26 protein-coding genes, 2 tRNA genes and 2 riboswitches are annotated in these 24,200 nt (G+C 64.4%); of the genes, 13 read left to right on the top strand and 15 right to left on the bottom strand.

The annotated features are described in order from the left end of the window. The first annotated feature begins 59 nt into the window (after window positions 1-59). Both AC2T3R_RS09720 and AC2T3R_RS09715 read left to right on the top strand, forming a co-directional pair. Window positions 60-374 (top strand): hypothetical protein, encoded by a 315-nt coding sequence (locus tag AC2T3R_RS09720; protein ID WP_486744990.1) that lies wholly within the window; start codon window positions 60-62, stop codon window positions 372-374. A gap of 154 nt (window positions 375-528) precedes the next feature. Then, complete coding sequence (locus tag AC2T3R_RS09715) at window positions 529-741, top strand: cold-shock protein (RefSeq protein WP_003250656.1); 213 nt, start codon at window positions 529-531, stop codon at window positions 739-741. A 223-nt stretch (window positions 742-964) separates the two neighbouring features. Here AC2T3R_RS09715 and AC2T3R_RS09710 read toward each other — a convergent pair whose 3' ends face one another. Then, complete coding sequence (locus tag AC2T3R_RS09710) at window positions 965-1,285, bottom strand: I78 family peptidase inhibitor (RefSeq protein WP_486744989.1); 321 nt, start codon at window positions 1,283-1,285, stop codon at window positions 965-967. 276 nt (window positions 1,286-1,561) lie between these two features. On the opposite strand from AC2T3R_RS09710, the gene AC2T3R_RS09705 reads away from it, so the two are divergent. Next, the gene (locus AC2T3R_RS09705; RefSeq protein WP_003260960.1) at window positions 1,562-1,774 is read left to right on the top strand and encodes a hypothetical protein; all 213 of its coding nucleotides are present in this window, start codon (window positions 1,562-1,564) and stop codon (window positions 1,772-1,774) included. Here the strand turns inward: AC2T3R_RS09705 and AC2T3R_RS09700 are convergent. The 7 genes from AC2T3R_RS09700 to AC2T3R_RS09670 all read right to left on the bottom strand — a co-directional run bounded on the left by AC2T3R_RS09700 (window position 1,746) and on the right by AC2T3R_RS09670 (window position 8,773). Continuing rightward, window positions 1,746-2,747, bottom strand: a complete 1,002-nt coding sequence (locus AC2T3R_RS09700) for a nucleoside hydrolase (protein ID WP_486744988.1) — start codon at window positions 2,745-2,747, stop codon at window positions 1,746-1,748. The genes AC2T3R_RS09705 and AC2T3R_RS09700 overlap by 29 nt on opposite strands. 156 nt (window positions 2,748-2,903) lie before the next feature. Beyond that, window positions 2,904-3,302 carry a D-ribose pyranase gene (gene rbsD, locus AC2T3R_RS09695; RefSeq protein WP_486744987.1) on the bottom strand — a complete coding sequence of 133 codons (399 nt, stop codon included), beginning with the start codon at window positions 3,300-3,302 and terminating at the stop codon, window positions 2,904-2,906. Continuing rightward, entirely contained in the window at window positions 3,299-4,207 is a 909-nt protein-coding gene (gene rbsK, locus AC2T3R_RS09690; protein ID WP_486744986.1) for a ribokinase, read from the bottom strand. Before rbsK ends, rbsD begins: the two co-directional genes overlap by 4 nt. A gap of 15 nt (window positions 4,208-4,222) precedes the next feature. Then, the gene (locus AC2T3R_RS09685) at window positions 4,223-5,245 is read right to left on the bottom strand and encodes a LacI family DNA-binding transcriptional regulator (protein ID WP_486744985.1); all 1,023 of its coding nucleotides are present in this window, start codon (window positions 5,243-5,245) and stop codon (window positions 4,223-4,225) included. A 4-nt stretch (window positions 5,246-5,249) separates the two neighbouring features. Beyond that, complete coding sequence (locus AC2T3R_RS09680; RefSeq protein WP_015269786.1) at window positions 5,250-6,245, bottom strand: ABC transporter permease; 996 nt, start codon at window positions 6,243-6,245, stop codon at window positions 5,250-5,252. Beyond that, on the bottom strand, window positions 6,242-7,795 hold the full coding sequence (locus AC2T3R_RS09675) for a sugar ABC transporter ATP-binding protein (RefSeq protein ID WP_054572715.1): 1,554 nt from the start codon (window positions 7,793-7,795) through the stop codon (window positions 6,242-6,244). The genes AC2T3R_RS09680 and AC2T3R_RS09675 overlap by 4 nt, the downstream gene beginning before the upstream one ends. Window positions 7,796-7,816: 21 nt before the next feature. Then, a complete protein-coding gene (locus AC2T3R_RS09670) occupies window positions 7,817-8,773 on the bottom strand; it encodes a substrate-binding domain-containing protein (protein ID WP_486744984.1) in 957 nt (318 codons plus the stop codon). Between the two features lie 406 nt (window positions 8,774-9,179). On the opposite strand from AC2T3R_RS09670, the gene AC2T3R_RS09665 reads away from it, so the two are divergent. Further along, a complete protein-coding gene (locus tag AC2T3R_RS09665) occupies window positions 9,180-10,268 on the top strand; it encodes an asparaginase (protein WP_024086733.1) in 1,089 nt (362 codons plus the stop codon). A gap of 125 nt (window positions 10,269-10,393) precedes the next feature. After that, window positions 10,394-10,636 carry a DUF1654 domain-containing protein gene (locus tag AC2T3R_RS09660; RefSeq protein WP_003260955.1) on the top strand — a complete coding sequence of 81 codons (243 nt, stop codon included), beginning with the start codon at window positions 10,394-10,396 and terminating at the stop codon, window positions 10,634-10,636. 12 nt (window positions 10,637-10,648) lie between these two features. On the opposite strand, the gene AC2T3R_RS09655 is transcribed toward AC2T3R_RS09660, so the two are convergent. The 4 genes from AC2T3R_RS09655 to AC2T3R_RS09640 all read right to left on the bottom strand — a co-directional run bounded on the left by AC2T3R_RS09655 (window position 10,649) and on the right by AC2T3R_RS09640 (window position 12,335). Next, window positions 10,649-11,074 carry an HD domain-containing protein gene (locus AC2T3R_RS09655; RefSeq protein ID WP_061302673.1) on the bottom strand — a complete coding sequence of 142 codons (426 nt, stop codon included), beginning with the start codon at window positions 11,072-11,074 and terminating at the stop codon, window positions 10,649-10,651. 240 nt (window positions 11,075-11,314) lie between these two features. Then, on the bottom strand, window positions 11,315-11,884 hold the full coding sequence (locus AC2T3R_RS09650) for an SPOR domain-containing protein (RefSeq protein ID WP_003260952.1): 570 nt from the start codon (window positions 11,882-11,884) through the stop codon (window positions 11,315-11,317). Window positions 11,885-12,015: 131 nt separating this feature from the next. Next, window positions 12,016-12,092: transfer RNA gene (locus AC2T3R_RS09645), tRNA-Val, on the bottom strand. Window positions 12,093-12,258: 166 nt separating this feature from the next. Continuing rightward, window positions 12,259-12,335 (bottom strand) — tRNA-Val (locus tag AC2T3R_RS09640). A 203-nt stretch (window positions 12,336-12,538) separates the two neighbouring features. Here AC2T3R_RS09640 and AC2T3R_RS09635 point away from each other — a divergent pair. Further along, window positions 12,539-13,822, top strand: a complete 1,284-nt coding sequence (locus AC2T3R_RS09635; protein WP_486744983.1) for an NAD(P)/FAD-dependent oxidoreductase — start codon at window positions 12,539-12,541, stop codon at window positions 13,820-13,822. A 111-nt stretch (window positions 13,823-13,933) separates the two neighbouring features. On the opposite strand, the gene AC2T3R_RS09630 is transcribed toward AC2T3R_RS09635, so the two are convergent. Further along, window positions 13,934-14,668, bottom strand: a complete 735-nt coding sequence (locus AC2T3R_RS09630; protein WP_013971993.1) for a peptidase C39 family protein — start codon at window positions 14,666-14,668, stop codon at window positions 13,934-13,936. A gap of 165 nt (window positions 14,669-14,833) precedes the next feature. On the opposite strand from AC2T3R_RS09630, the gene AC2T3R_RS09625 reads away from it, so the two are divergent. Next, entirely contained in the window at window positions 14,834-15,010 is a 177-nt protein-coding gene (locus AC2T3R_RS09625) for a hypothetical protein (protein WP_015269782.1), read from the top strand. A 132-nt stretch (window positions 15,011-15,142) separates the two neighbouring features. On the opposite strand, the gene AC2T3R_RS09620 is transcribed toward AC2T3R_RS09625, so the two are convergent. Then, window positions 15,143-15,895, bottom strand: a complete 753-nt coding sequence (locus AC2T3R_RS09620; RefSeq protein WP_003260907.1) for a TerC family protein — start codon at window positions 15,893-15,895, stop codon at window positions 15,143-15,145. A 29-nt stretch (window positions 15,896-15,924) separates the two neighbouring features. Then, entirely contained in the window at window positions 15,925-16,164 is a 240-nt protein-coding gene (locus AC2T3R_RS09615) for a hypothetical protein (RefSeq protein ID WP_085663444.1), read from the bottom strand. Between the two features lie 134 nt (window positions 16,165-16,298). Here AC2T3R_RS09615 and nhaR point away from each other — a divergent pair, with 134 nt between their 5' ends. From nhaR to AC2T3R_RS09585, 6 genes are all read left to right on the top strand, one after another. Next, on the top strand, window positions 16,299-17,192 hold the full coding sequence (gene nhaR / locus AC2T3R_RS09610) for a transcriptional activator NhaR (protein ID WP_013971990.1): 894 nt from the start codon (window positions 16,299-16,301) through the stop codon (window positions 17,190-17,192). A gap of 34 nt (window positions 17,193-17,226) precedes the next feature. Beyond that, a riboswitch (cobalamin riboswitch) is annotated at window positions 17,227-17,434 on the top strand. Window positions 17,435-17,543: 109 nt separating this feature from the next. Beyond that, a complete protein-coding gene (locus AC2T3R_RS09605; protein ID WP_486744982.1) occupies window positions 17,544-19,670 on the top strand; it encodes a TonB-dependent receptor in 2,127 nt (708 codons plus the stop codon). Window positions 19,671-19,873: 203 nt separating this feature from the next. Next, window positions 19,874-21,040 (top strand): acetyltransferase domain-containing protein, encoded by a 1,167-nt coding sequence (locus tag AC2T3R_RS09600; protein WP_486744981.1) that lies wholly within the window; start codon window positions 19,874-19,876, stop codon window positions 21,038-21,040. Between the two features lie 28 nt (window positions 21,041-21,068). After that, a riboswitch (cobalamin riboswitch) is annotated at window positions 21,069-21,266 on the top strand. 111 nt (window positions 21,267-21,377) lie between these two features. Further along, window positions 21,378-22,388: an ABC transporter substrate-binding protein gene (locus AC2T3R_RS09595; RefSeq protein WP_410952133.1), complete on the top strand. Its 1,011-nt coding sequence runs from the start codon at window positions 21,378-21,380 to the stop codon at window positions 22,386-22,388. Then, the gene (locus AC2T3R_RS09590) at window positions 22,388-23,404 is read left to right on the top strand and encodes a FecCD family ABC transporter permease (protein WP_486744980.1); all 1,017 of its coding nucleotides are present in this window, start codon (window positions 22,388-22,390) and stop codon (window positions 23,402-23,404) included. The genes AC2T3R_RS09595 and AC2T3R_RS09590 overlap by 1 nt, the downstream gene beginning before the upstream one ends. Next, complete coding sequence (locus tag AC2T3R_RS09585) at window positions 23,401-24,189, top strand: ABC transporter ATP-binding protein (protein ID WP_486744979.1); 789 nt, start codon at window positions 23,401-23,403, stop codon at window positions 24,187-24,189. The genes AC2T3R_RS09590 and AC2T3R_RS09585 overlap by 4 nt, the downstream gene beginning before the upstream one ends. Window positions 24,190-24,200: the final 11 nt, after the last annotated feature.

Here is a 24,200-nt window from a genome sequence, read left to right as displayed (position 1 = left end):
ATCAGACTTTGGGAAGCAACCTACTCTTGATGAGACCTTAACCCAAGGAGTAACTGGTTATGCGAGTTCCGTCTCTTCTGGCCCTGGCGGCCGCTGGGGCCCTGCTGCTGCCCATGGCTGCGAACGCCGGCAACTTCCCGGCCGGGAAGGAAGCTGCCTACATGACCCAGTGCACGCAAGTGGCTCAAGGCCAAGGCGTTGACGCTGCAACCGCGAAAAAACACTGCGACTGTGGCGCGCAAACCATCAAAGAGAATTTCACCGACGCGGAAATTGCCGACCTCGACAGCAACGATGGCGTGGACGCCAAGCTGATGCAGAAGGCCCAGATGGTCGTGAAACAGGCCTGCGCATCGAAGATGCTGAAACCTTAAAGCCAGAGCAGACCAGCCATTCTTTGAGCTGGATCAACATCCTGCGAAGGTAAAAGGCGCTAGATGCGCAGAATTAGACTATGATGTGTTCCGTGCTCCGTAGCCTCGGCCGCATTGCACCACTGAAAAAACTAAATGTTCTGGAGATTCACCCATGTCCAATCGCCAACAAGGCACCGTCAAATGGTTCAATGATGAGAAAGGCTACGGCTTCATCACCCCAGCAGGCGGCGGCGACGACCTGTTCGTTCACTTCAAGGCCATCGAATCTGACGGCTTCAAGAGCCTGAAAGAAGGCCAGACTGTTTCCTTCGTCGCCGAGCGCGGCCAGAAGGGCATGCAGGCTGCACAGGTTCGTCCGGAGTAATTCGGATAGCTGTAAAAAAACCCGCCCTTGTGGCGGGTTTTTTTATGGGTGCTGCATGGGCTGAAGGGGTTGGCCCATGCGGGCGCGGCTTTTTTTGTGGGAGCGGCCTTGTGTCGCGAAAGGGGCGCGTAGCGGCCCCAGGGTTTCAGCTTCGCAGCATCAATGGTCGGGGCCGCTTTGCGGCCCTTTCGCGACACAAGGCCGCTCCCACAAGGACCGCGTATCAGCCGCAGTTGACGCGAACCACCTTGCCCTGCTCGTCCACATTCAGGCTCAAGCGCTCGGAACGGTACTCGAGGGTAACCACGTCGTGCGGCTTGAGAATGCGGGCCATCTGCGAGCCACTGGCCTTGCGCGCCTGCTCCAGCAGCTCGGCGCTGGCAAGCTTGCCAATGGCGAAATCGGCGCCGCTGGCTTCGCAGCGGCCATCGTTGCCTGCCGGCGTGGCTGGCGCAGCGCCACCAGCAGAATTGCCACCAGTGCTGCAACCAGCCAGGGCAGCAGCCACCGCCAGGGTTGCCAGGTAAGCACGGGTACGGAACATGAAGCCTCCTAAATCGGTCCGGGAACTGTCTGATCCGACAGTTCCGCTGATCTTTTGTTGCAAAACCGGTCAAGTCTGCCTGAACTCGCCAGCCGAGGCGAAAACGCAATCGTGACCGGATTTTGCACAAGCCGCTGCGTTTGCCATATGCTTAAGCCGCAAGGTCACTGACGCAAAGTCATGATTTAGTGCAAGAAGTGGAGCGCACCCCGCCTCCATCGAACACCAGGGTCAGGTGTTCGCCCCTTCGTCCCGGGCCCCAAGCGAGAGCCTTTCATGAGCAGCCACAGCATCGAAGCCGATATCAAGGTCAAATGGGCCGAAGGCCAGAGCGCGTACAGCCCTGGCACGCCGGAGGAGTTGCTGCTGATTGCCATCGACCTGCTGGTGCGCGATCGCGGCGCCGAGGCGGCACGCAGCTTCTTCGACCAGGTGTTCGAGCGCTACGCGCCGCACACGGCTATTCCAATCGCGCCAAACGGGCGCTGAGCAGGTCGAACAGGCCCTGGGCATCGCCCTCGTCCACCCACATCACGTTGGCCGGCTGCTTGAGCACGCCATACCAGTCGGCAAGGGTCTGGCCGAAGCTGGGGCCTTCGCGGCTGTCGATGCTCATGTGGATACGCCGGCCGCTGAACAGCTCGGGCTTGAGCAGGTAGGCGATGACGCTGGCGTCGTGCACCGGGCCGCCGGGCATGCCGTACAGGTCCATGTCGTGGGTGATGTAGGCGTTGAGGATATCCACCACCCGCTTGCTGGCCTGGTTGTTCACCGCCGCCAGTTGCTTGAGGCGGGCGTCGCTGGTCAGCAGCTTGTGAGTGACGTCCAGCGGCAGGTAGGTCAGCTGCACGCCGCTGGCCAGCACCACTTCGGCGGCATGCGGGTCGGCGTATAGGTTGAACTCCGCCGCCGGGGTGATGTTGCCACCATTGAAATGGGCACCGCCCATGACCACCACTTGCTTGATGCCTTTGGCGATGTCCGGGCGCTGGATCAGCGCCAGGGCCAGGTTGGTTTGCGGGCCGAGCATGGCGATGGTGATGCTGTGGGGCTTGGCGGCGCCCAGGGTGTCGACCAGGTATTGCACGGCATTGCCCCGGGCCAGCGGCGCTTTCGGTTCGTGAACCTGGATGCCGGTGAGGCCTTCTTCGCCGTGCACGTCGGCGGCGTAGATCGGCTTGCGCACCAGCGGGCGGGCGGCGCCGGCGTACACGGGGATGTCTTCGCGGCCGGCCCATTCGCGGGCCAGGCGGGCGTTGCGCGAGGTCTTTTCCAGGCGCACGTTGCCGGCCACAGTGGTGATGGCGCGGATGTTCAGTTCGTCGGGCGAGGCCATGGCCAGGAACAGCGCGACCACGTCGTCGGCGCCGGGGTCGGTGTCGATGATCAGGTCGATAGGGGCGGCCTGGAGGGTGGTGGCTGCGGCCATGAGGGCGATTCCTTGTAACAAGGGTTTGAGCATGGGTGGCACTCCTGTTGCCTGGGTGGTGGTTTCTGGGGCCGCTTTGCGGCCCAATCGCCGGCAAGCCAGCTCCCACAGGTACTGCATCGGCCTCAAGCATTGTGCAGTACCTGTGGGAGCTGGCTTGCCGGCGATTCGGGGGCGCAGCCCCCGCCTTCAGAAAGTCACGCCGGAAATCAGCGCGATGTTGCTGTAGGGCTGGCACTCGCCAGTACGCACTACCGCACGGGCACTGCGTGACAATGTCTTGAAATCTTCATGGCTCAGCCATTCGCGCTTGCCCAGCTTGCCCTTCAGCCGCTCGATTTCGACCAGCGCCGGCGGCACCACTTTCTGCATCTCTTCGGCCAGCACATGGCGCTCTACCTGCAACTCGCTCAGCACAGCCCGCAACACGCTGGCGAAATCCGGCAGGCCAGGCGTGACGGCCAGGTCGATCAGTTCGACGCCCGGCGGCACCGGCAGCCCGGCATCGCCGATCACCAGGATGTCACCATGCCCCATGCCGGCGATGGTCCGCGACAGGGCAACGTTCAGCAGCGGGGCTTTCTTCATGGCGCAAGCTCCGCCAGGTAGGGAATCGACGGCTGGGCACCGGCGCGGGTAACCGACAGGGCTGCGGCGCGCTGGCCGAAGGCGATGGCTTCGCCCTCCTCCAGGCCGCGCACCAGGCCAGCGGCAAAGCCGCCAATAAAGGTATCGCCGGCTGCCGTGGTGTCCAGCGGCTGCACCACCGGCGCGGGGAAGTGCTGGTGGCCCTGAGGGGTGACCAGCAAGGCCCCTTGCGCGCCCAGGGTGATGATCACTTTGCCCGCGCCCAGTTGCAGCAAGCGCTCGCCGGCGCGCCGGGCGCTGTCCAGATCAGCCACCGCCACGCCGGTCAGGGCTTCGGCCTCGCTTTCGTTGGGCGTCAGGTAGTCGATGTGGGCGAACCAGTCCGCCGGCAAGGGGCCGGTCGCCGGCGCCGGGTTCAGGATTACCCGCTTGCCCAGTTCATGCCCCCGGGCCAAGGTCCAGGCCACGGTGTCGGCCGGTACTTCCAGCTGGCAGATGATCACCTCGGCCGCCTGCAGCAGCGCATCGAACCGCTGCACCGACTGCGGCGTCAGCAGGCCGTTGCCACCGGGGATGATGACGATGCAGTTCTGGCTGGCGGCATCCACGGTGATCAGCGCCACCCCGCTGGACACGCCCTGGCAGGTGGTGACGCCCTGGCAGTCGATGCCTTCCACATACAGGGCCCGGTGCAGTTGTCGACCATAGTCATCGTCGCCGACGTTGCCGATCATCGCCACGCTGCCGCCCAGGCGCGCCACGGCCACTGCCTGGTTGGCCCCCTTGCCGCCCGGCACGGTGAAAAAGCTTTCGCCGGGGAGTGTTTCGCCGGCCCGGGGCAGGCGCTGCGCGCGGGCCACCAGGTCCATGTTGAGGCTACCGACTACCACAACCTTGGCATTCATGACATTTCCTTAGCATCAGCGGTAATCGTTGAACAGGTCCGGGCGCGGCCCGGTGGACTCGCGCAGCACCATGCGCGGGGCGACGATGCGTTGCTCTGCCGCGCCCTGCCGGGGGGTGCCGATACGCGCCAGCAACAGCGACGCGGCGCTCTCGCCCAGCTCGCGAATCGATTGGCCCACCGTGGTCAACGGCGGGTACACATAACGGCTTAGCTCGATGTCGTCGAAGCCGATCACCGACAGCTCGCCGGGCACGTTGATATTGCGTTCGGCCGCGGCACGCAACACACCGAAGCCGATCATGTCGTTGCCGGCAAAAATCGCCGTAGGTCGCTTGCCCTCCAGCAGCCGGCCCGCGGCTGCATGGCCGCCGGGGCTGGTGAAATCGCAGTGCAGCACGCGGTCGTTGCGCACCGGCACACCGGCTTCGGCCATGGCGCGGCGGAAGCCGCTCAGGCGCAGCTGGGTCACACCGGTCTCGGCGGGGCCGCCGATGTAGGCGATGTCATGGTGACCAAGTTCCAGCAGGTGCTGGGTGGCCAGGAAGGCGCCCTGCTCGTGGTCGATGCGCACCAGGTCGGCATCGACACCGTCCAGTTCGCGGTCGACGATCACCATGGGCGTGCGCACGCCAGCCAGGCTTTGCAGCAGGTCGCTGTCCTGTCCTACCGAAGCCACTACCAGGCCGTCGATGCGCTTTTCCAGCAGCACGCGCAGGTAGCTGCGCTGCTTTTGCGGGTTGTCGTCGGAGTTGCACAGGATCACGCAGTAGCCGTTGCGCTCGCAGGCGTCTTCGATGCCCCGCGCCAGTTCGGCGAAGTACGGGTTGACGCTGTTGGGCACCAGCAAGCCGATGGTGGCCGTGCTGCGCGCTTTCAGCGAGCGGGCCACGGCGCTGGGCACGTAGTCGAGCTCGGCGATGGCGGCTTCGACTTTCAGCCGCACCTGCTCGCTGACCGGCCGGGTCTTGTTCAGCACATGGGACACTGTGGTGTAGGAAATGCCCGCCAGTGCCGCGACGTCTTTGATGGTTGCCATGTTTTCAGTTCCGCCGGCCTGCACGCCGGCTACGGTAGGTGTCGAGCACCACGGCGATGACGATCACCGCCCCGGTGATGATGCGTTTGGTCGGTTCGCTGGCACCGATCTGCGCCAGCCCTGCGGCCAGCACCGAAATGATCAGCACGCCAAAGAAGGTGCTGATGACCGAGCCGCGCCCGCCCATCAGGCTGGTGCCGCCAATCACCACGGCGGCGATTACCTGCAGCTCCAGGCCGGAGCCGGCATTGGGGTCGGCGGCTTCCAGGCGCGAGATCTGGAACAGCGCGGCCAGGCCGGCGAGCAGGCCCATCAGGGCGAACACCAGCACCTTGTACGGGCGCGGGTCGATGCCAGCCAGGCGCACGGCCTCTTCGTTGGTACCAATGCCGATCAGGTAGCGGCCGAACACCGTGCGGGTCAGCACCAACTGGGCCAGCACGATCACCAGCAAGGCGATGATGAACGCCGGCGAGATGCCGAATGCGATGGGGTTGGAGAACCAGGCATAGGCATCGCCGATATAGGCGGTGCGCGAGTCGGTGAACTGGTAGGCCAGGCCGCGGGCCATTTCCAGCACCCCGAGCGAAACGATGAACGACGGAATGCGCCAGGCCACGGTGACGCCGCCGGTGATGCTGCCGGCCAGCGCGGCCACGGCCATGCCCAGCAGGGCCGAAGGCAGCACGCCCCAGCCCCAGCCGAGGATCGCCACGCTGACCGTGGACGCCGCCAGTGCCAGTACCGAGCCCACCGACAGGTCGATGCCGCCGATGATCAGCACGAAGGTCATGCCCACCGCCAGTACCATCAGGTCGGGGATCTGGTTGGCCAGGGTACTGAAGGTGTTGTACGACCAGAAGTGGCTGCTGAGGAACGAGAACAGCACGATCATCGCCAGCAAGGCGCCGGCCAGGCCCAGGTAGGTACCCAGGCCAAGATAGGTGCCACTGCGGCGCACCGGTGCGGCGCCTTGGCTGTCGAGCGGGGTGGTTTTCATGCATCCATCCTGGGAGCTGCTTCATGCAGCAGTGCGTCACGTTTCTGATAACCGGCAAAGGCCGCGGCCAGCAACTGGTCCTGGCTCCAATGGTCCCGCTCGAAGGTGTCGATCAGGCGACCGGCCGACAGCACGGCGATGCGGTCGCATATCAGCATCAGCTCGCGCAGGTCACTGGACACCACCACCAGGGCCTTGCCCTGGCGCGCCAGCTCGGCCAGCAGGCCATAGATGTCGAACTTGGCGCCGACGTCGATGCCACGGGTGGGCTCGTCGAACAGCAGCACCTGGCAGTCGCGCTCCAGCCAGCGGCCGATCACCACCTTCTGCTGGTTGCCGCCAGACAGCTCGCCTACCACCTGCTGCGGGCCGGCACTGCGAATGCGCATGGCCTGGATCTGGCGTTCGGCCAATGCCGCTTCGGCTTCGCCATCGAGCACCCCGGCCCGTGATACCGCGCCGAGGTTGCCCAGGGCGATATTCGCGCTGATCGACTGCGTCAGCAGCAGGCCCTCGCCTTTGCGGTCTTCGGTGATCAGCGCGATACCGGCCTGCACCGCAGCCTTGGGCGAGTCGATGGTGACAGCCTTGGGCGGCTGGCCGAGGGCGATGCTGCCGCTGTCGGCACGGTCGGCGCCGTAGATCAGGCGCAGCAGTTCGGTACGGCCGGCACCGATCAGGCCGGAAATGCCGAAGATCTCCCCTGCCCTGACCTCGAACGACACTTCACGCACCTTGTCGGCACGGCTGAGCCTGTCGACCTTGAGCAGCGGCGCGCCGATCTGCCGGCGGCCCAGGTCGATATGCTCGCCCAGCTCGCGGCCGACCATCAGGTTGACCAGTTCGGCGCTGCTATAGCGCTGGATCGGCTCATCGCACACCAGTTTGCCGTCGCGCAGCACGACGATGCGCTGGGCCACGCGCTGCAGTTCTTCCAGGCGATGGGAGATGTAGACGATGGCCACGCCACGTTGGCGCAGGCGCTCGATCTGGGTGAACAGCAGCTCCACTTCGCGCGCGGTGAGCATGGCGGTGGGTTCATCGAAGATCAGCACATGGCAGTCGCCAATCAGGTTGCGGGCGATCTCGACCATCTGCTGATGGCCGATGCCCAGCTCGCCGACCGGGGTGTCCGGGTCGATGGCGTCGAGGCCGACCTGGGCCATGGCGGCCGTGGCCAGTTGGCGCAGGCGCTTCTGGCTGATCCAGCCGAAGCGGCCGGGCAGGTTGTCGAGGAACAGGTTTTCCGCGACGGTCAGCGTGGGCAGCAGGTTGAGCTCCTGCATGACCATGCGCACGCCAAGGCGCTCAGCCTCGCTGCGGCTGCCAGGCGCGTAGGCCTGGCCGCGGTAGCGCATGTGCCCGGTGGTGGGGGTTTCCAGCCCACTGATGAGCTTGGACAGGGTGCTTTTGCCGGCGCCGTTCTCGCCGGTCAGGGCCAGCACTTCGCCGGCACGCAGGTTCAGGCTGACCTCGCCGAGCACGGGCTGGGCGTAGGTCTTGCCCAGGCCACTGGCGGCGAGCACTACTTCGTTGGCCGATGCAGGCATGGCCGTTTCTCCTGCCAGCGATCAGGGCTTGGTGATGAGTTGGACCGGGGTCTGGATGACGTTGTCGGCATCCACGTCGGGTTTCTCGCCCTTGACCATTTTCAGCGCCGCCTGGATGCCGTACACCGCCTGCTGGCTGGCCGCCTGGTCGAGGGTGGCAAGCACACGGCCATCGGCGAGCATCGGCTTGATGGCGTTGATGTTGTCGTAGCCCACCACTTGCACCTGGCCGGTCTTGCCGGCGGCACGCACGGCCGACACCGCGCCCAGGGCCATGCTGTCGTTGCCGGCCAGCAGGGCTTTCAGGTCGGGGTATTCGTTGAGCATGGAGGCGGCGACGGCGTTGCCTTTGTCGATTTCCCAGTTGCCGCTCTGCACCGAAACGATCTTGATCTGCGCGGCGTCCATGGCGTCCTTGAAGCCGGCGGTACGCTGCTGGGCGTTGGTGGTGGTCGGCACGCCTTCGATGATGCCGACCTGGTCGCCGGCCTTGAGCTTCTCGTTGGCCAGGTAGTCACCGACCAGGCGCGCGCCCTTGCGGTTGTCGGGGCCCACGAAGGGTACGCTGATGCCTTTGCTCTTGAGCAGTTCAGGGTCCAGGCGGTTGTCGATGTTGATCACCACAACGCCCTGGTCCATGGCCTTCTTCACCGCCGATACCAGCGCCTTGGAGTCGGCCGGGGCAATGACCAGGGCCTTGGCGCCCGCGTTGACCATCTGCTCGACGATGCGGATCTGCTCGCCGGTGTCGGTCTCGTTCTTGATGCCGTTGGCGATCAGCTCGAATTCATCGGCGTGGGCTTTCTGGTAGTCCTTGGCGCCGTCTTCCATGGTGCGGAAGAACTCGTTGGCCAGCGACTTCATGACCAGGGCGACCTTGGGCTTGTCTTCGGCGTGGGCGGGGGAAAATGGCAGGACCAAGGACAGCGAGGAAATGACCGCGAGGGCCAGCAGACGACCGGGGAACGGCAGTTTCATGGACGATGACTCCGAATCTTGTGTTTTTTGTCGGATCGCAAACGTTTGCGTTGCCTAACTATGGAAACAGGACCGGGGTTTGTCAAATCCGTTTGGCTGTCGGAGGTCAAGTCGAGCTTGGCGCAGTTTATCCGGATTTTTTCCGAAAAGCCGAACGTCTTTTCCTACGTTTGTTCGGAATCTCGAATGGAACGCACCTTCATGTGGGGGCGGCCTTGTGTCGCGAAAGGGCCGCAAGGCGGCCCCGGCAATGTGTGTTGTTGCGCCGGAATCCGGGGCCGCTACGCGCCCCTTTCGCGACGCAAGGCCGCTCCCACAAGGGCCGTGCGCGCAACTGGTACGAAACCTGCCTTGCACCCTGTGCGACAAAACAACCATCTCATTAGGAAGAGAGAGAACAATAACGATGAATGCCGCACTGAAAATCTTCGCCCCCAGCGCACTCGCCGTGCTGCTGGCCATTCCAGCCACCGTTTCGGCCAAAGAGGCTGAAACCCAGCAGAAGCTGGCCAACGTGGTCATCCTCGCCACCGGCGGCACCATTGCCGGCGCTGGCGCCAGCGCCGCCAACAGCGCCACCTACCAGGCCGCCAAGGTGGGCGTCGACAAGCTGATCGCAGGCGTACCGGAGCTGGCCGACCTGGCCAACGTACGCGGCGAGCAGGTCATGCAGATCGCCTCTGAGAGCATCTCCAACGACGACCTGCTCAAGTTGGGCAAACGCGTTGCCGAACTCGCCGAAAGCAAGGACGTCGACGGCATCGTCATCACCCACGGCACCGACACCCTGGAAGAGACCGCCTACTTCCTCAACCTGGTGGAAAAGACCGACAAGCCGATCGTGGTCGTCGGTTCGATGCGCCCGGGTACCGCCATGTCCGCCGACGGCATGCTCAACCTTTACAACGCCGTGGCCGTGGCCAGCGACAAGCAGTCGCGCGGCAAGGGCGTGCTGGTGACCATGAATGACGAGATCCAGTCCGGGCGCGATGTCAGCAAGGCAGTGAACATCAAGACCGAAGCCTTCAAGAGCGCCTGGGGCCCGATGGGCATGGTGGTGGAAGGCAAGTCGTACTGGTTCCGCCTGCCGGCCAAGCGCCACACGGTCAACTCCGAGTTCGACATCAAGCAGATCAGCAGCCTGCCGCAGGTGGATATCGCCTATGGCTATGGCAACGTCACCGACACCGCCTACAAGGCACTGGCACAGAATGGCGCCAAGGCCCTGATCCATGCCGGTACCGGCAACGGGTCGGTGTCGTCGCGGGTGGTGCCGGCGCTGCAGGAGCTGCGCAAGAACGGCGTGCAGATCATTCGCTCGTCGCACGTCAACCAGGGTGGCTTCGTGCTGCGCAACGCCGAGCAGCCGGATGACAAGAACGACTGGGTCGTGGCCCATGACCTGAACCCACAGAAAGCGCGGATTCTGGCGATGGTAGCGATGACCAGGACCCAGGACAGCAAGGAGCTGCAGCGCATCTTCTGGGAGTACTGATCGCCAGCCGCCCCCTGAAATGCAAACAGCCCCGCTGCCCAGGCGGGGCGTTTGCTGTCTGACTGTTGCGAAATTACTTACAGTGAAATACTGTATGCGCATACAGCAAAAACAAGGAAACACTTGTGTCCAGCACCGCCTCCGCCACCCCAAGCAGCTATGAACAACTGGGTATGCGCATTCAGAAAATCATCAACAGCCCCACTGCCCAGCGCAGCCGTGCGGCGTTGATTTTCCGTCTGGAGCAGGAAACCCCGGAAGATTGGGAAACCCTGCTAGAGGAAATCGCCGAAAACGATAACGTCACCCTCGCCCACCGCGACGATGGCGGCGTGCAGATTTTCTGGACGGTACCGAAGGAAGACTGACTGCATTCAGCCTCAAGCCAAGGCCTGCAGGTAGGCGCTGGCTTCGCGGTAACGCGCCAGCCGCGCCAGGTCGGTGGGGCTTGGGCACGGGATGCGCGAAAGGTCGCTGTTGTCGGCCAGATCGGCCAGCTTGACGGTGCGCGCCAGCGGGTCACCGCCCAGGCGCACCACGAAGTCCTGGTAGGCCTCGCCCTCACGGCGGCTGAGCGCCAGCAAGGCGGCAAGGATTTTCAGCGCGAAACCCTCGCGCGCCAGGTCGGACAGGGTCAGCGGGGTGTCTTCGATCACATCGTGCAGCACCGCGACAATCCGTTGTTCGGTTGTGGAAACCCGCATCATCACACGTAGCGGGTGGAGGATATAAGCGGCCCCACCCTTGTCGTATTGCCCTTCATGCGCCCTGGCGGCCACGGCAATGGCCCGCTCCAGTGTAGACATGAGGCCCTCCCCGTTCGGCTTCTTCCTGACAAGCATAGCCAAAACTGTGCGGACAATGTCTAGCGCGCGTGTGACTGCTCGAAACCCGGAAGCTGGCGCACGCCCTGTAGGAGCGGCCTTGCGTCGCGACGGGCTGCAAAGCAGCCCCAAAGAATCTGCTGTGATGCCGAAATCCCGGGACTGCTTCGCAGCCCGTCGCGACACAAGGCCGCTCCTACAGCCCCCACTCACACAGAGTTTTCAGCGCGCTGCGCCGTGCTGGATCACCACCGAATCGGTACCCAGCTTGGCCATCACCTCGGCCTTGCGCGCTTCGGCTTCCTCACGGGTGGGGAACGGCCCCATCAGCACCACCGGCTTGCCGTCGCGGTACTCCACCGAGGACGGGATGCCCTTTTCGATCAGGCGTGCGGTCATGTCGCTGAGCGCGCCCATGTTTGCACCCTGGATCACTTCCACATCCCAGCCTTGCGGGGCCGGCTGGCCAGCCAGGGCCTCGGCGCGGCGCTGCAGCTCGGCGCCGCCGCACATCTCGCGGATGCGCAGGTTGTTGCCGCTGTCGTCGACGATGATTTCGTACTGGCCATCGCGCTTGATGGCCACGTAGCTGCGGTAGGCCTCGTACTGCCCGGCATCATCCTTGCCACGGACCTGGCCGCAGATGGTGCCCTGGGTGTCGATCCGCACGTTGCCGAACTTGGCGGTCTTGGGGTTGTGCAGGTGTTCGGCCACCTGTTTGTGCACGCCTTCGACCTCGTTCTCACAGCCCGCCAGGGCGAGCACTGCCATTACCACAGCCAGTTTGCGCACGCGTGTACCTCCAGATTCGAAGGGGCGGATTCTAGCACGCCGGGCAATGCCCCGAACCGCGACCAAACGTTACACGCTTCTTCATGCGCACAGCAAAAAGGGCGATCATTGCTGATCGCCCTTTTTCGATTTGGTAGGCACAATTGGACTCGAACCAACGACCCCCACCATGTCAAGGTGGTGCTCTAACCAACTGAGCTATGTGCCTGTCGTGTGGTGCGCATATTAGTGATCAAATGCGTACCTGTAAAGCGTTTTTTTCAGAAAAATCAAAAACTTTGCGAGTTCGTGCATAAGGGCCTGCTGTGCAGCACCAGGCCGCGAGAACCCAATGAAAAAAGGGGTGACCCTTGCGGATCACCCCTTCTTCGATTTGGTAGGCACAATTGGACTCGAACCAACGACCCCCACCATGTCAAGGTGGTGCTCTAACCAACTGAGCTATGTGCCTGTCGTGTGGTGCGCATTCTACCCATTCCAAAAACCCTGTCAACACTTTTTTTCGCGCTAACCTACTGAATCTTAAACTCTTTATAGAAAAGTGCGCTGGCGGGGACCGAGTAAAGGATTTTCAACGGACGACTAGCGGGTGTTTATTATTATTGATAGCATCGGTACATTCGTTAAAAATATAAAACACGAGGTTCCTGCAGCATGGCTAACACCCCCTACCCCCAGTCCTACTACGCCGCCTCGGCCAACCCGGTGCCGCCACGTCCGGCGCTGCAGGGTGAGGTGGAAACCGATGTGTGCATCATCGGCGCCGGCTACACCGGCCTGTCCAGCGCCCTGTTCCTGCTGGAGAACGGCTTCAAGGTGAGCATCGTCGAAGCAGCCAAGGTCGGCTTCGGCGCATCGGGCCGCAACGGCGGCCAGATCGTCAACAGCTACAGCCGCGACATCGACGTCATCGAGCGCACCGTCGGCCCCAAGCAGGCTCAGCTGCTGGGCCACATGGCCTTCGAAGGCGGGCGCATCATTCGTGAGCGCGTGGCCAAGTACAACATCCAGTGCGACCTGAAGGACGGTGGCGTGTTCGCTGCCCTCACCAGCAAGCAGATGGGCCACCTGGAGTCGCAAAAGCGCCTGTGGGAACGCTTCGGTCACAACCAGCTGGAGCTGATGGACCAGAAGCGCATCCGCGAAGTGGTCGCCTGCGACAACTATGTGGGCGGCATGCTGGACATGAGCGGCGGCCACATCCACCCGCTGAACCTGGCCCTGGGCGAAGCCGCTGCGGTCGAGTCGCTGGGCGGCATCATCTATGAGCAAACCCCGGCCGTACGCATCGAGCGCAGCGCCAACCCGGTGGTGCACACCCCGCAGGGCAAGGTCCGCGCCAAGTTCATCATCGTCGCCGGCAACGCCTACCTGGGCAACCTGGTGCCGGAGCTGGCCAGCAAGTCCATGCCATGCGGCACCCAGGTGATCACCACCGAACCGCTGGGCGACGAGCTGGCGCGCACCCTGCTGCCGCAGGACTACTGCGTCGAGGATTGCAACTACCTGCTCGACTACTACCGCCTGACCAGCGACAAGCGCCTGATCTTCGGTGGTGGCGTGGTGTACGGCGCGCGTGACCCGGCCAACATCGAGGCGATCATCCGTCCGAAGATGCTCAAGGCCTTCCCGCAACTGAAGAACGTGAAGATCGACTACGCCTGGACCGGCAACTTCCTGCTGACCCTGTCGCGTCTGCCACAGGTTGGCCGTATCGGCGACAATATCTACTACTCCCAGGGCTGCTCGGGTCACGGCGTGACCTACACCCACCTGGCGGGCAAGGTGCTGGCCGAGGCCATGCGTGGCCAGGCCGAGCGTTTCGACGCCTTCGCCGGGCTGCCGCACTACCCGTTCCCGGGTGGCCAGATGCTGCGCGTGCCGTTCAGCGCCATTGGCGCCTGGTACTACAGCCTGCGCGATCGCCTGGGCTTCTGATGTAGGCAGGCTTGGCCTCTTCGCGGGCACGCCCGCTCCCACAGGATTTGTGCTGGTTGCACGGTCCCTGTGGGAGCGGGGGTGCCCGCGAAAGGGCCGGTACAGACAAAGCTATTTGTTCAGGCTACTCACAGCCTGCTTCGCCGCAATCTCCTGCCCCGCCCGGGCCAGTTCATCGGCAGCCTGCAACCAGCGCTGGCGGTCCACCTGGGCTGGCAGCTGCCGAGGTGGCTGCACCAGCACCGCCCAGCTCCCAAGCTTCGCCCACGCCGAGGCAAAGTCATCGAACGCCATCAACTGCCGCCGGTGCATGCCCGAACGCAACAGCACCCGCTGCTTGTAGCGGTCGTAGCCGATCAGCACGGCGTAGCGTGGCTCGCTCCACCAGGCCGAACCATCCTCGTAACGCAGCAGCACCGGGTTGCCCGCCGCCACCTGGGTCAACAGCGCGTCCAGCTGCTTGTCCAGCGGATACACCACCATGCCGTAGTCGCGCGCCACCCGGGGGATGCCGGTGTCCAGGGCCTCGGCGCCCTGCGGCAGGTTCAGCGGCTTGTCCAGCAGCCCCGGCGTGATCGGAGCCCCCTGTTGCGACAGCACCGCCGCCAATGCCATGGCCCCGCTGTGGTTGGCGTTGCCACGGTAGAACGGCACGCTGCTGATTTCGACCCGCTGCGGCAGGCCCTTGAGGTTGCCGGAGGGTGCGCTGGCGCAACCGGCCAGGCTGGCTGCAACCAGGCAGGCAGCCAGCAGCCGACGAGGGATGGTCTTGAAGGAAGGTTGCTGCATGGACACTCGCTTGCTCCAACGCCGGGCAGGCAGCGCCCGGCTCTGGCCACCGATCATAGGTCGGACAGCGGCGCGGGTATAGTCCGACACCGCTTAGGAGCAAATCGGACCAAGCAATAGACCTTTGGTCAATGGAACGTCACAGGCGAAAGACTAGACTAAAGCAGTGTCTGGAAGGCCAGCGTCGGCGACCGAGCGCGGCCCGTAGAGATGGAGGCACAGATGAGCCTGACCATGGCAATCCTCATGCTGGTTGGCATGTGGCTGAGCGTTGCAGCCGCCATGCTATGGGGTGTACTGCGTATCGTGCGGCGTCATTCCCACCACCACCTGCCACCGCAGGCCCCCGCCAAGCCACAGCCTGTGCGCCGGTCGCGGCGGCATGCCGGGGTGCACTGACTAAAGATTTTCCCTACCCCCATTCGCGGGCTTGCCCGCTCCCACTGGGGCCGCGTAGCTATCTGGCTGACGCGGCACCTGTGGGAGCGGGCAAGCCCGCGAACGGGGCGCGAGCGCCCCGCATTTTTTACATCAACCTTCAGCCGCCTCACGCTTCAACCGTGCCCGACGGGCCAGGATGTTGAGGATCTCGATCGCCGTCGAGAAGGCCATGGCCGCGTACACATACCCCTTCGGTACATGGGCGCCGAAACCTTCGGCGATCAGCGTCATGCCGATCATGATCAGGAAGCCCAGGGCCAGCATCACCACGGTCGGGTTGTCGTTGATGAAGTTGGCCAACGGGTCGGCGGCCACCATCATGACGATCACGGCAGTGATAACGGCAATGATCATGATAGGCAGGTGCTCGGTCATGCCCACGGCGGTGATGATGCTGTCGACCGAGAAGACGATGTCCAGCAGCAGGATCTGGAAGATCGCCGCGGCAAAGCCCAGGGTAACCGTCGACGACACCTTGGCTTCTTCCTTGGCCCCGTGCGGGTCGACGTTCTCGTGGATTTCCTTGGTCGCCTTCCACAGCAGGAACAGGCCACCGGCAATCAGGATCACGTCCTTCCAGGAGAAGGCATTGCCGAATACTTCAAACACCGGGTCCGTCAGCTGGACGATCCAGGCCACCGTGCTGAGCAAGGCCAGGCGCATGACCAGGGCCATGCTGATACCGATACGGCGCGCCTTGGAGCGGTACTCCACCGGCAGCTTGTTGGTCAGGATGGAGATGAAAATCAGGTTGTCGATGCCCAGCACGACTTCCATGGCCACCAGCGTAGCCAGGGCAACCCAGGCGGTAGGGCTAGCGACGAGTTCCAGCAAGTATTCCATTGTTCAAATCCTGCAGCAGCGGTTGGGGGTCAGATTTCCTGGGTGTCTTCTTTCTTGTCGGCGTCCTTGGGCTTTTGCCCTTCGCTGCCGATGGCCTCGCTCAACGCCTGCTGTGCGGCCTTGTTGGTGTCGTCGATGGCCTGCTTGGCCGACTGCGCGGCCTGGTCGAGCATCTGCTGGGCGGATTTCTCGGCCTGCTCGCAACCGGCCAGGGTGAACAGGGCCAAGGCCAGCACCAGCGGCGTGCCGATGGATTTTAGTTGCAGCATGGGTTCCTCGCTTTTCATGTTCCGGCGGCGCACACGGCGCCTGATGGAGTCGCATTCTAAAGAGCGCAACACATCCGGAAAATTCGTATTTTCAGCGGTTATACTTCGGTTTTTACGAATCCGGAACGATACCGATGCTCAACTATCGGCAGTTGCACTACTTCTGGGCCGTGGCCAAGACCGGCAGCATCGCCCGCGCCAGCGAACAGTTGAACCTGACCCCGCAAACCATCAGCGGTCAGATCAGCCTGTTCGAGCAGACCTATGGCCTGGAGCTGTTCCAGCGCGTGGGGCGCCAGCTGGAACTGACCGAAACCGGGCGCCAGACGCTGATCTATGCCGAGCAGATGTTCCAGCTGGGAAGCGAGCTGGAGGCCATGCTGCGGGCCGGCCCGCAGGAGCAGATCCTGTTCCGCGTGGGCGTGGCGGACGTGGTACCCAAGTCCATCGTCTACCGCCTGCTGGCACCGACCATGGAGCTGGACGACGTGCTGCGTATCAACTGCCGCGAAGACAAGCTCGAACGGCTGCTGGCCGACCTGGCGATCCAGCGCCTGGACCTGGTGATTTCCGACAGCCCCATGCCCAGCCACCTGGACATCAAGGGTTATAGCCAGAAATTGGGCGAGTGTGGGTTGAGCTTCTTCGCCACCCCGGCGCTGGCACACCGCCTGGAAGGCCCCTTCCCCGCCTGCCTGCAGGATGCGCCATTGCTTATCCCCGGGCAGGAGACCGTGGTACGCAGCCGCCTGCTGCGCTGGCTGGGTGAGCAGCAGGTGCAGCCACGCATCGTGGGCGAGTTCGATGACAGTGCCTTGATGCAGGCATTCGGGCAGTCGGGCAGCGGCATCTTCGTCGCGCCCAGCGTGATCGCCGAGGAGGTGTGCCGCCAATATGGCGTGGAGCTGATCGGGCAGACCGAGGCGGTGCATGAGTCGTTCTATGCCATTTCGGTGGAGCGCAAGGTCAAGCACCCGGGAATCGTGGCGATTACCGAGGGGGCACGACGAGAGTTGTTTCACTGGTAACAGGCAGAATTGACGCCCCCGCGTTTCAATGGTCATATGCCCGCCAGTTTCAGGTGCCCTGCGCCGCCGCGCGCAGGGTGAAACGGGAAGCCGGTGCGTCGTGTTGCCCACGACAAGTCCGGCGCTGCCCCCGCAACGGTAAGCGAGCGAACCCTTCGAGATACCACTGTGCACTTGCATGGGAAGGTGAAGGTTTCATGCCCCTCGCAAGCCCGGAGACCGGCCTGGAGCTTCACTTGGCAACCCGCGGTGGGCGGGCGCAGGCCGGTATCCGTGCGTGCGCCTGCGTGCACGGTGCGCCTTTGCGTGTTTTCCACCGGGATCCATTCATTCCTGCAGTAGTGGAACGACATGTCCCGTATCTTCAAGCTTCACCCCTTGGCGGCCTGCCTGGCCGTTTCCCTGCCGGCCCTGGCCGATGACCTCGAGCGACAACCACTGGCCCTGCCCTCCACGGCCATCACCGACACGCTCGACAGCCACGCCATCGACCTGGCCACCCCGACCCAGGCTGGCTCGCGCCTGGGCCTCAGCGCCCTGGAGACACCGGCCAGCACCAGCAGCATCAGCGCCGAGCAGATCCAGCAGCGCAACAACCTCACTGTGCAGGACGCGGTGACCCGCTCACCGGGCATCAGCTACATCGGCTCCCCGGGCGACGGCGGCACGGGCCTGTCCGCCCGCGGTTTTACCGGGCACGGCTCGGTGATGACTTTGTTCGACGGCGCACGCCTGTACACCGGTGCCGGCACCCAGACGTTCCCGGTCGACCCGTGGATGGTCGAGCGCATCGATGTCATTCGCGGCCCGGCTTCGGTGCTGTATGGCGAAGGCGCCACCGGGGCGGTGGTCAACGTGATCCCGAAAAAGCCGTTTGCCGGCGAGGTACGCAACCACCTGCGCCTGGGCTACGGTTCGTGGGACCGCCAGCAGCTCGGCCTGGACAGCGGCGGCAGCCTCGGTGAGCGCCTGAGCTACCGCCTGGCCCTGAACCAGCAAACCGGTAACGGTTGGGTCGACCGCACCCCGTCACGCAGCCTGGCGCTGAGCGCCGCGCTGCGCTTCGATGCCAGCGACGACCTCAGCTTCACCCTCGCTCACGACCGTGGCGATGCGCAGCCTGCCAACTACTACGGCACCCCGCTGATCGACGGCCACTACCGCAGCAGCCTGCGCAAGAAGAACTACAACGTGCAGGACGACGTGCAGCATTACGTCGATGAATGGACACGCCTGAATACCGACTGGACGTTGAACGATCACCTCAGCGCCAGCAACCAGCTGTACTACATCAAGAGCCGCCGTCACTGGCGCAATGCCGAGGAGTACAGCTGGGATGCCGGGCGCCAGCAGCTGCTGCGCGGCAGCTATCTGCAGATCAAGCACAACCAGGAACAGTTCGGCGACCGACAGGCCTTCACCCTCGACCACAGGCTGTTTGGCCTGGCCAGCAAGACCGTGGTCGGCGCCGAGTACAACAAGGTCCGCTTCAACGTTGACAGCAACGCGCCCTACAACGATGTGGGCGGTGACTACGTCGACCCGTGGCAGCCACAACCGGGTTGGTTCCACAGCGCCTCGCCGCTGCGCCCGCAAACGCTGTCCACCACCCACACCTTTGCCCTGTTTGCCGAAAACCGCCTGCAGTTGAGCGATCGCCTGTCGCTGGTCACCGGCGTGCGCCGCGACCAGAACCACATCGACCAGGAAAAACTGACCACCGACAGCCGCAGCGACCGCAGCCTGCAAGGCGGCAACTGGCGTGCCGGGCTGGTGCTCGCGGTCAGCGACGACCTGTCGCTGTATGGCCAGTACTCCACCAGCGAGGATGGGGTCGACAACCTCATCAGCCTCAGCGCCAACCAGATGCACTACGACCTGACCGAGGCCAGGCAGACCGAAGTGGGCCTGAAGCAGCGCTTCTGGGAAGGGCGTGGCGAATGGACATTGGCGGCCTACCACATCGTCAAGAAGAAGCTGCTGGTGGATGACCCGGTCACCCACGAGAAGCAGCAGGCTGGCCAGCAGACGTCCGACGGCCTGGAGGCAACCCTGGAACTGGCGCTGGCGCACCAGTGGCAGGTGTCGGCCAACGCGGCGATCGTGCGCGCAAGGTACGACGACTTCGACGAAATCGTCGGCGGCATGGCGCAGGACCGTGCGGGCAATCGCCCGGCCAATGTCCCGCGCCGTACCGCCAACCTGTGGCTGAGCAAAGGCTTCGGCCAGCGGCTGAAGGCCGGCATTGGCGCGCGTTATGTGGACGAGCGCTACGCCAATACCGCCAACACCCAGAGCGCCCCCGGCTACACCGTGGTGGATGCCGACATCGGCTGGCAGGTGTTGCCGGATGTGCGGCTGGGGTTGCAGTTGAACAACCTGTTCGACCGTGAGTATGTGCAGTCGGCGTTCAGTGGCCAGCAGTGGCTGATGGGGATGCCACGGTCGTACTTTGCGACGGTGGATTACAGCTTCTGACCTGCACTGCCTGCACCGGCCTCTTCGCGGGCTTGCCCGCTCCCACAGGTACTGCACAGATTTCAGAATGGGTGAACTTCCTGTGGGAGCGGGCAAGCCCGCGAAAGGGCCGGTACAGGCCCCACAAAAACAGTTACCAACTCACCACCATTTAGTTATAAGATAACGTTTCAGTTGACATCCATTCCTATCAGCGACCTCCCATGACAAGCGCCAGTGCCACCCCCACCCTGCTCACCCAGCGCCTGCAGAGCATCGACGCCCTGCGCGGCCTGGTAATCCTGTTCATGCTCCTGGACCACGTCCGCGAAACCTTCTTCCTGCACCGCCAGGTCAGTGACCCGATGGCCATTGATACCACCGAGCCCACGCTGTTCTTCAGCCGCACCCTGGCCCACCTGTGCGCGCCGGTGTTCGTCTTGCTGACCGGCCTGTCGGCCTGGCTGTACGGCGAGAAACACCAGGGCCGCGGCGATGTCTCGGCGTTCCTGTTCAAGCGCGGGCTGTTCCTGGTGGTGCTGGAGTTCACCCTGGTCAACTTCGCCTGGACCTTCCAGCTGCCGCCCAGCGTCATCTACCTGCAAGTGATCTGGGCCATCGGCGTGAGCATGATCGCCCTGTCGCTGCTGGTGTGGTTGCCACGTGCCGCCCTGATCGCCGTGGGCGCAATCATCATCGCCGGCCACAACCTGCTCGATGGCCTGCACTTCGGCGTCGAATCCGCCCTGCATGTGCCATGGGCGATCCTGCATGACCGGGGTTGGCTGGAGCTCTCCGAAAACCTGCGCCTGCGCACCTCCTACCCGGTGCTGCCGTGGATCGGGGTCATCGCCCTGGGCTACGGCCTGGGCCCTTGGTTCGCCCGTGGCAGCGAGGCCGGCCAGCGTCAGCATCGCCTGCTGCTGGCCGGGCTGATCGCGCTGCTGGGCTTTGTCGTGCTGCGCCTGGTCAACGGCTACGGCGAGGCGCCGTGGAGCGTTTACCCGGCCGTCACGCAAACCCTGATGAGCTTCTTCAACATCACCAAGTACCCGCCATCGCTGCTGTTCCTGGCCCTGACCCTGGGCTGTGGCCTGCTGTTGCTGCGCGCCTTCGAACGCGCCGGCCAGGCCCGCTGGATCAGTGCCCTGGCAGTGTTCGGCGCGGCACCGATGTTCTTCTACCTGCTGCACCTGTATGTACTGAAGCTGCTGTACCTGGCCAGCGTGGCGCTGTTCGGCCGCAACCATGGCGACTACTTCGGCTTCGATGGCATCGCCGCGGTGTGGCTGGGGGCAGTGCTGCTGGCAGTTTCGCTGTACCTGCCGGTGCGCTGGTTCGCCCGCCTGAAGGCGCGGCGGCGCGACATCACCTGGCTGAAGTACTTCTGAAAAGCGTTTTCACCCGGCGGCACGATGGTCTACCATGCCGGCCGCCGGTTTCCACCACGGAATCAATAGGGAATCCCAGGCCCGCCAATTCGGGCCAAACGGAACTGCCCCCGCAACTGTAGGTGCCGAGCCTGCTCCATCAATGCCACTGGGCCACGAACCCGGGAAGGCCGGAGCCAGGCCATGACGCACCAGTCAGGAGACCTGCCGGCCCACATTCACCAACCGGCGGGGTGTCCGGGATTGGCCATCATTGTTGCCCCTGCCGCCAGCTGGGGCTCGGCGATGCCTGTCCGTGCGTTCCTCACCCGAACTGTCCGATAGGAGATCGCCCAGCATGCTGCCCCGTTTTGCCACCCTGCTCGCCGGCCTCGGCCTTACCGGCCTGGCCCAGGCTGCTGCCACCCACTACCCGCTTACGGTCGACAACTGCGGCAAGCCGCAAACCTTCGCCCAGGCACCGCAACGCGCGGTCACCATTGGCCAGGCCAGTACCGAGATGCTCTACGCGCTGGGGCTGGGCGACAAACTGGCGGCCACCTCGCTGTGGTTCAACAATGTGCTGCCCGAGTATCAGGTGCAGAACGCCAAGGTGCCGCGCCTGGCCGACAACGAGCCCAGCTTCGAGGCGGTAGTGGGCAAGCGCCCGCAACTGGTGACGGTGCAGTTCGAATGGATGGTCGGTGCCCAGGGGGCGGTCGCCACCCGCGAACAGTTCGATGAACTGGGCATCCCCACCTACCTGCTGCCATCGGACTGCGAAGGCAAGGACAACCTGGTGGGTGCCGACGGTACTCGCCTGCAGGCGTTTCAGGTCGACACCCTCTACAAGAGCGTCAGCCAGCTGGCGGCAATCTTCGACGTGCAGGACCGTGGCACGGCCCTGAATGCCGAGCTCAGAGGCCGCCTGGACAGTGCCAAGGCGCAACTGGCCGACAAGGACCTGTCCGCCACCTCGGCGCTGTTCTGGTTCTCCAGCGCCGATCTGCACATCGACCCCTATGTGGCGGGCCGCCAGGGGGTCGCCGATTTCATGCTGCGCACCCTTGGCGTGCGCAACGTGGTCGAGTCCAGCGAAGAATGGCCGACCGTAGGCTGGGAAACCCTGGCCAAGGCCAACCCCACCTGGCTGATCATTGCCCGCATGGACCGCCGCCGCTACCCCGCCGACGACTACCAGAAGAAGCTGGCATTCCTGCGTAGCGACCCGGTGACGCGCAACATGGACGCGGTGAAGCACGACCGCATCATAATCCTCGACGCCGACGCCATGCAGGCCGGCATTCGCTTGTTCAGCGGCCTGCAGACGCTGGCCGCCGCCTTCGCCAGCGGCAAAGCAGCCCCGTGATGATGCGCCTGCTACCCTGCATCGCCGTTGCCCTGGCCGCCCTGTTGGCGGCCCTGCTGGCCGGCACCGCCATCGGCGAAACCAACCTGTCGCCCGGCGTGGTCGGCCAGGTACTGGCCAACCACCTGTGGCAGGCCGGCTACCCGGCCGACCCGATCGACGCCGGCATCGTCTGGAACTACCGCCTGCCCCGCACCCTGGTTGCCGCGGCCTGCGGCGCCGGCCTGGCCACCTGCGGCGTGATCCTCCAGGCACTGTTGCGCAACCCGTTGGCCGAGCCTTACCTGCTGGGGCTGTCTGCCGGCGCCTCGACCGGTGCGGTGCTGGTGGGCCTGCTGGGCTTCGGCAGCCTGGCGCTGAGCATGTCCGGCGGTGCGTTCATCGGTGCCCTGGCAGCGTTCGCTTTGGTACTGTTGCTGGCCCGGGCAGCCGGCCCCAGCAGCAACAATGCCCAGGTGATCCTTGCCGGGATCGCCGGCTCGCAACTGTTCAACGCCCTTACCGCCTTCCTCATCACCATGTCGGCCACCGCCGAGCAGGCGCGCGGCATCCTGTTCTGGCTGCTGGGCAACCTCAGTGGCGTACGTTGGCCTTCGGTGTGGCTGGCCGTGCCAGTTGTACTGTTCGGGCTGTTGGTGTGCCTGTGGCATCGCCGTGCCTTGGATGCCTTCACCTTCGGTGCCGACTCGGCGGCGTCGCTGGGCATCCCGGTGCGGCGTACCCAGTTGCTGCTGATCAGCTGCGCGGCGCTGGTGACCGCGGTGATGGTGTCCATCGTCGGCGCCATCGGTTTTGTCGGGCTGGTGATCCCCCATGCCCTGCGCCTGCTGCTCGGCCCCGGGCACAGCCGCCTGCTGCCCGCCAGCGCACTGGGCGGGGCACTGTTCCTGATTGCCGCCGACATCCTGTCGCGCATCTTGATCCCTGGCCAGGTGATCCCCGTGGGCGTAGTCACGGCGCTGCTCGGCGCACCGGTCTTCGCGCTGATCCTGGTCAGCCGCCGGGGGCGCCCATGACGGTCATGACGGCGCTACAGCTGGCCCCCTTGAGTTGCCAGAACCTGGGGCTGCAACTGGCCGGCAATACCGTGCTCAGCGATATCGAACTGAGCGTTGTCGCCGGTGAAACCCTGGGCGTCGTCGGCCCCAACGGTTCCGGCAAGTCCTCGCTGCTGAAGGTGCTGGCCGGGCTGCGCAAGCCAGGCAACGGCAGCGTGCAGTTGCTGGGCGAACCGCTGGCACAGTTGCCCCGCCGCCGTGTCGCCCAGGCCTTGGCGCTGGTCGAACAGCAGGCTGACACCCTCGATGCGATCAGCGTGTTCGATGCCGTTGCCCTGGGCCGCACCCCCTGGCTGTCGGTGCTGGCGCCGTTCTCCCGGGAAGACCGTGCGATCGTCGAGCAGGCCTTGGCCGACCTCGACGCTTTGCACCTGCGCGCACGCCTTTGGGGGTCGCTGTCCGGGGGCGAGCGCCAGCGGGTGCACATCGCCCGAGCCCTGGCACAGCGGCCGCAGGTGCTGCTGCTGGACGAGCCGACCAACCACCTGGATATCCAGCACCAGCTGAGCCTGTTGCAACAGGTCCAGGCCCTGCCGGTAACCACCCTGGTGGCCCTGCACGACCTCAATCAGGCGCTCACCTGCGACCGCGTCGCGGTGCTCGACAAGGGCCGCCTGGTCGCCCTCGGCAAACCGCTCGAGGTGCTCACCCCCGAGCGCCTGCTGAACACTTTCGGCGTGCACGCCCACTACCTCATCGACCCCTTCGACGGCGCGCACATCCTGCGTTTGCGCGCCCCCTGAACAGGAAGTTC

Source organism: Pseudomonas sp. PVC-5-1 (assembly GCF_057444345.1).
Note: the sequence above shows the minus strand (reverse complement) of the source record. Positions and strands in the feature narration are given on the sequence as shown.

Excerpts from the sequence above, each read along its gene's own strand:
- AC2T3R_RS09625 (WP_015269782.1), top strand. The coding sequence starts at position 14,834 with ATGAGCCTGACCATGGCAATCCTCATGCTGGTTGGCATGTGGCTGAGC.
- AC2T3R_RS09590 (WP_486744980.1), top strand. The coding sequence starts at position 22,388 with ATGATGCGCCTGCTACCCTGCATCGCCGTTGCCCTGGCCGCCCTGTTG.
- AC2T3R_RS09605 (WP_486744982.1), top strand. The coding sequence starts at position 17,544 with ATGTCCCGTATCTTCAAGCTTCACCCCTTGGCGGCCTGCCTGGCCGTT.
- AC2T3R_RS09595 (WP_410952133.1), top strand. The coding sequence starts at position 21,378 with ATGCTGCCCCGTTTTGCCACCCTGCTCGCCGGCCTCGGCCTTACCGGC.
- AC2T3R_RS09715 (WP_003250656.1), top strand. The coding sequence starts at position 529 with ATGTCCAATCGCCAACAAGGCACCGTCAAATGGTTCAATGATGAGAAA.
- AC2T3R_RS09615 (WP_085663444.1), bottom strand. The coding sequence starts at position 16,164 with ATGCTGCAACTAAAATCCATCGGCACGCCGCTGGTGCTGGCCTTGGCC.
- AC2T3R_RS09655 (WP_061302673.1), bottom strand. The coding sequence starts at position 11,074 with ATGTCTACACTGGAGCGGGCCATTGCCGTGGCCGCCAGGGCGCATGAA.
- rbsK (WP_486744986.1), bottom strand. The coding sequence starts at position 4,207 with ATGAATGCCAAGGTTGTGGTAGTCGGTAGCCTCAACATGGACCTGGTG.
- AC2T3R_RS09665 (WP_024086733.1), top strand. The coding sequence starts at position 9,180 with ATGAATGCCGCACTGAAAATCTTCGCCCCCAGCGCACTCGCCGTGCTG.
- rbsD (WP_486744987.1), bottom strand. The coding sequence starts at position 3,302 with ATGAAGAAAGCCCCGCTGCTGAACGTTGCCCTGTCGCGGACCATCGCC.
- AC2T3R_RS09685 (WP_486744985.1), bottom strand. The coding sequence starts at position 5,245 with ATGGCAACCATCAAAGACGTCGCGGCACTGGCGGGCATTTCCTACACC.
- AC2T3R_RS09675 (WP_054572715.1), bottom strand. The coding sequence starts at position 7,795 with ATGCCTGCATCGGCCAACGAAGTAGTGCTCGCCGCCAGTGGCCTGGGC.
- AC2T3R_RS09585 (WP_486744979.1), top strand. The coding sequence starts at position 23,401 with ATGACGGTCATGACGGCGCTACAGCTGGCCCCCTTGAGTTGCCAGAAC.
- AC2T3R_RS09700 (WP_486744988.1), bottom strand. The coding sequence starts at position 2,747 with ATGCTCAAACCCTTGTTACAAGGAATCGCCCTCATGGCCGCAGCCACC.
- AC2T3R_RS09670 (WP_486744984.1), bottom strand. The coding sequence starts at position 8,773 with ATGAAACTGCCGTTCCCCGGTCGTCTGCTGGCCCTCGCGGTCATTTCC.
- AC2T3R_RS09635 (WP_486744983.1), top strand. The coding sequence starts at position 12,539 with ATGGCTAACACCCCCTACCCCCAGTCCTACTACGCCGCCTCGGCCAAC.
- nhaR (WP_013971990.1), top strand. The coding sequence starts at position 16,299 with ATGCTCAACTATCGGCAGTTGCACTACTTCTGGGCCGTGGCCAAGACC.
- AC2T3R_RS09630 (WP_013971993.1), bottom strand. The coding sequence starts at position 14,668 with ATGATCGGTGGCCAGAGCCGGGCGCTGCCTGCCCGGCGTTGGAGCAAG.
- AC2T3R_RS09620 (WP_003260907.1), bottom strand. The coding sequence starts at position 15,895 with ATGGAATACTTGCTGGAACTCGTCGCTAGCCCTACCGCCTGGGTTGCC.
- AC2T3R_RS09705 (WP_003260960.1), top strand. The coding sequence starts at position 1,562 with ATGAGCAGCCACAGCATCGAAGCCGATATCAAGGTCAAATGGGCCGAA.
- AC2T3R_RS09680 (WP_015269786.1), bottom strand. The coding sequence starts at position 6,245 with ATGAAAACCACCCCGCTCGACAGCCAAGGCGCCGCACCGGTGCGCCGC.
- AC2T3R_RS09720 (WP_486744990.1), top strand. The coding sequence starts at position 60 with ATGCGAGTTCCGTCTCTTCTGGCCCTGGCGGCCGCTGGGGCCCTGCTG.
- AC2T3R_RS09600 (WP_486744981.1), top strand. The coding sequence starts at position 19,874 with ATGACAAGCGCCAGTGCCACCCCCACCCTGCTCACCCAGCGCCTGCAG.
- AC2T3R_RS09710 (WP_486744989.1), bottom strand. The coding sequence starts at position 1,285 with ATGTTCCGTACCCGTGCTTACCTGGCAACCCTGGCGGTGGCTGCTGCC.